Annotated in this window: 3 protein-coding genes; all 3 read right to left on the reverse strand. The window is 55.2% G+C overall.

The features are described from left to right. On the reverse strand, window positions 1-255 hold a 255-nt coding region (locus M3O22_04645; protein ID MDP9196047.1), incomplete at its 3' end, for a hypothetical protein. Between the two features lie 1,239 nt (window positions 256-1,494). After that, window positions 1,495-2,235, reverse strand: coding sequence for a DsbA family protein (locus M3O22_04650; protein ID MDP9196048.1), 741 nt, complete (start codon window positions 2,233-2,235; stop codon window positions 1,495-1,497). A gap of 71 nt (window positions 2,236-2,306) precedes the next feature. Continuing rightward, the coding region (locus M3O22_04655; GenBank protein MDP9196049.1) for a hybrid sensor histidine kinase/response regulator at window positions 2,307-2,527 on the reverse strand (221 nt) is incomplete at its 5' end.

A 2,527-nucleotide genomic window follows, 5' to 3' on the forward strand; every position in this document is an offset into this window, starting at 1 on the left:
GCGACGTTCTTCGCGGCGAACCACTTCAGGACGGGGGGTGGATTTATCGGGGGTGGAGGGGACTGCTGCGGCTGCCGGCACACGTGACTGCAAGGCGGACCAGGCGGACTCATACCTGTCACTCAGTCTTTTCAGTTTTTCCGGAGAAGCATCCTGTGGGGGAAAGGCAGCCCATTCGCTCAGCAGACGCATCTTTTCAGAAATGACAAACAGCCCGTTTGCAATCATCTGCGCTATTTTTCTGATATCCGGCATGATTGCCATCAAATCCCGGGACGGCAGCCTCTTACCCTCGAACAGACTTTTGAATTCAAGGAAAAGCATCTGGCTTTGCGTCGGACTTCTTTTGTCAGACAAAAACCAGTCCCAGACAGAATTGCGTGGAAGCCGGGTTTCATTTCCTTCCGGAGAGAAAAGAGCGTAATGCCCGTGAGAACCGGAAGGCCCGGATCTTGCAAACTCCATCAGAAGCGCCCTGATCCATTTGTCATGATCGCCGGATAGCGGACTTTTTGAGAGCGGAGAACCCAGTCTGCCCTGAACAAGGAAAACTGCATCATCCCGCAGGCATCGCAAGGCCAAAGACAGAAAGAAAAGTGAGAAATTGCTGCGGGAGGCAGAATCTGTAAACGTATCATCAAAACTTTTTGCAAATGCTCCAAAGGGCCCCTGCTGAACGGTATCGTCTCTTTTTCCGGTCCACCGGGAAGCCGGAAGATGGCCCGGTATTCGCGGCGCAGCTTCAGCCCATACGCCTTCAAGATCCGTCACGCGCTTCTGTACCTCTGGCGGAAAGGGATCTTCTGTGGTCCAGCTGCCGTCACGGAGGCCAGATTTGGGTCCCGGCGGGGAGTCGAAAAAACCCGGTTCCGGATGGCTGTCCATCCATTTCCGCACCATAAACACCAGATGCAGGGCTTCTTTCAGATGGCCGAAAAGTTGCTCTGACGGTAAAAAATCCCCGGAAACCAGTTTCTCCGCGGCGTGATGCTGGTCTGTTCTTCCGGTCTTCCAGGACCACAGCGGATATTTTTTTCCTGAAGATCCCGCGATATAAACTTTCTGGCCATGGAATATATCAAGGTCAGTTGCTTCCGGATCCACAATTTTGTTCTCTTGCGCAGCGATCAGGATCCAGAGACCATCGACAGACAGGCCGTCCGGGGTCATTCCTTCCAGAATTCCTGCAGTCCTGTCTCTTGTTGTCCTGCCCATGGCAACAGACATAAGGATACCCATGAATATAATGGGATCCAGCCCTGTCTTACTGGTATCTTCTATCAGATAGATCAGATTTTCGCCAAATGCCTGGAAAGGTGACCCGGCTTTCGTCCCTACCACTAAGGTATTTTCAGGTTTTTCGAGACTCACAGCATCACCGCCCGCAAAATCATGACAGGATCAGAAAATCCCATCCTGCCCGGTGGTTTTAGTTGCAGCAAGAAAAAGTCCGCCTTGCGGGCGGGCTTTCAGGCGGTAAAGAAAGATTCTCTGTCAGCGTTTTTTCAGGGCGCGGTCGATGGCTGCTGTATAGGTTTCATAAGGCCTGGTGCCTGAGATTCGCTCGGTTCCCTGGATGAACAGGGTGGGGGTGGAGTCAACTTTCAGGCCGGTTTCGGCGTCCAGGCGCATCTGTGCGATCTGTTTTTCCAGGGCCTTGTCCGACAGGCACTGGTCATACTGCTGTGGCGACACTCCTGCCAGGGCGCCCAGCTGCTGCAGGGCCTTGAGGGGATCGTCCGCCATGGCCCATTTTTCCTGGTTCCTGAACAGCAGGTCCAGCAGGCCGAAATAGCGTGTCTGGTCAGCACAGCGGGCCAGTATGGCCGCGTTCAGGGCGTACTGGTCAAAGGGAAAGTCCCGGAACACGAAGCGGACCTTGCCTGTGGCGATGTATTCATTCTTCAGGCGGGGCAGGACATCCCTGTGAAAGGCCGCGCAGTGGGAGCAGGTGAGGGAGGCGTATTCGATAATTGTGACAGGGGCATCCGGATTGCCAAGAACGCGGTCATCGGGCTGGACGGCCGTCAACGGGACGCTGTCTTTTTTTGTGCTGTTTTCCTGTGAAGGGACAGGTGCAGGGGCTACATTGCCGTTGCCGCTGCCATACCGGGACATGGCTGTTTCCTGGGCCCGGGCAGAACCGGCTGATGGTATGTCCATAATGTAGATCCCGACGCCGGCTGCTGCGGCGATAAAAAGGACCAGGCAGGCTGCTTTCAGAAATCCGGACATGGTGTCTCTCCTCTGACAGTACCAGGACGCGTTGACCATAGCTGTATGACGCAGGTCCCGCAAGCAGGGCATCAGGTTACTACCGATACCAGAGCCTGATGCAGGCAGGCGGGGTTGACCGGTTTTGTGACCAGGCTGATGCGCCGGGCCTGGATCTGGTCCTGCAGGCTGGTTTCTGATTCCCCTGTCAGCAGGACGCCCGGAATATTCTGGTCAAAGTCCGTCCTGACAGCGTCCATCACGTCCAGTCCCGTCATGCCTCCCGGCAGGCGGAAATCGGACAGGACAATAT

It is taken from the genome of Pseudomonadota bacterium, from assembly GCA_030775045.1.
GTDB lineage: Bacteria > Pseudomonadota > Alphaproteobacteria > JALYJY01 > JALYJY01 > JALYJY01.

Bases quoted from the DNA above. Each gene is read 5' to 3' on its own strand.
- M3O22_04650 (MDP9196048.1), bottom strand. From the start codon at position 2,235: ATGTCCGGATTTCTGAAAGCAGCCTGCCTGGTCCTTTTTATCGCCGCA.